At 55.4% G+C, this 1,515-nt stretch carries 3 protein-coding genes; all 3 read right to left on the reverse strand.

Annotation, left to right across the window (positions count from 1 at the left end):
* Positions 1-412 (reverse strand): glycosyltransferase N-terminal domain-containing protein (locus ACTHUT_RS20360; protein WP_440419618.1); only part of this gene is annotated, 412 nt, incomplete at its 3' end.
* A 138-nt stretch (positions 413-550) separates the two neighbouring features.
* Positions 551-982 (reverse strand): plastocyanin/azurin family copper-binding protein, encoded by a 432-nt coding sequence (locus ACTHUT_RS20365; RefSeq protein ID WP_250599410.1) that lies wholly within the window; start codon positions 980-982, stop codon positions 551-553.
* 168 nt (positions 983-1,150) lie between these two features.
* Positions 1,151-1,515, reverse strand: a 365-nt coding sequence (locus ACTHUT_RS20370) for an ATP-binding cassette domain-containing protein (protein WP_440419620.1), incomplete at its 5' end; no start/stop codon positions are given.

Raw genomic sequence — 1,515 nt, forward strand, 5'->3', positions numbered from 1 at the left:
GCATCAGGTTGGGCCAGATTTCGGTTTCCATCAAAATGCCGCAGATGGGGCGGTGTTCGGCTAAAAATCGGGCGACCCATTCGGATTTGTCGTAGGGCAGGTAACGGCATTGCGCATCGGGGAACAGGGATTGCGCGGTAGCGCGGCCGGTCGGCGTCATTTGGGTAATCAAAAATGGCGAGTCGGGAAAATGGCGGCGCAATGCCTGCACCAAAGGTTCGGCCGCACGCGTTTCGCCGACGGATACGGCGTGTATCCAAATCGGGCGTTGTACGGGATTGGGATACGCCTGTCCGAAACGCTCGTCCCAATGCTTGAGATAGGCTGGGGATTTGAGGGCGCGGCGGCGCAGGTGGCGGCGGATCAGGAAGGGGGCGAGGTGCCACAGCGTGGCGTAAAGGCGGCGTATCATGCTTACTGGTCTTGTGTCGGAATAGGCCTATTTTATCGGAAACTGAAACGGAAGATATAGCTTTGATGCGTGTTTTACGCAAAGGAAACAGGCCGTCTGAAAGGTTTCAGACGGCCTTTAATACAGGCATAAACGCGTTTACTTCACTTGGGCCATATATTTTTTCAGACGGCCTTTGCTTTGCATGGCGCGGTTTTCCATTTCATCGACAACGGCTTGCGCTTTGGCTTTGTTCACCGGTTTGCCGACCTGAATCACGCCGCTCATGTTCATCATGCGGTGCGGCGGGCAGGTATAGACATACACGCCTTCTTTGTCGAGCTTGAGCGTGAAGTCTTTGCCGTCTTCGGAGAGGAAGTCGGCAACGCCGTCGGGCAGGGCTTTGCTTTGCACCCAGTGTCCGCTGTTAGTAGCTTTGAAGGTAACAGTGTCGCCGACTTTAGCGCTGACGTAGCCTGGCTCGAACACCATGCTGCCGTCTTTGCCGTTGTCGAGCATTTTGATTTCGTGGTTGGCGGCGTATGCGCTTAGGGACGCGGTCAGCATCAGGAGGAAGAGGGATTTTTTCATGGAGAAAGTCCTTTCTAAGGATAAAAAATATGGGGCGGGATGATGAGTCGGAGAGGCAAGCCTTGGGCTTACCGCCCTCTCCCTAACCCTCTCCCACAGGAGAGGGGATAAGTTGCAGGGAGTTTACAGGCCGGATGCTCAAATCCGACATTTGCAGGAGCGGTTAAGTTACGCACTCTTCCGCATCGGGCGGATAACGGGCAGGCCTTTGCTGTCGTATAAAAGTTCGATGTCCACTTTATACAGCCTGCCTATCATGTCCGCCTGCAACACGTCCTGCGGCGCGCCCTGCGCCTGTACTTTGCCTTCTCCGAGCAGAATCACGCCGTCTGAAAACTGCGCGGCGAGGCTCAAATCGTGTAATACCATCAGCGTAACCAGATTGTGTTCGTGCGTGTATTGCACCACGCGCTCCAAGAGGTTCAACTGGTGGTGCATATCCAGCGCGCTGACCGGTTCGTCCAGCATCAGGATTTCGGGGCGGCGCAGCATGACTTGGGCAAACATGACGAGCTGCCGCTGTCCGCCGGAAA

The organism is Neisseria sp. P0022.S010, assembly GCF_051956635.1.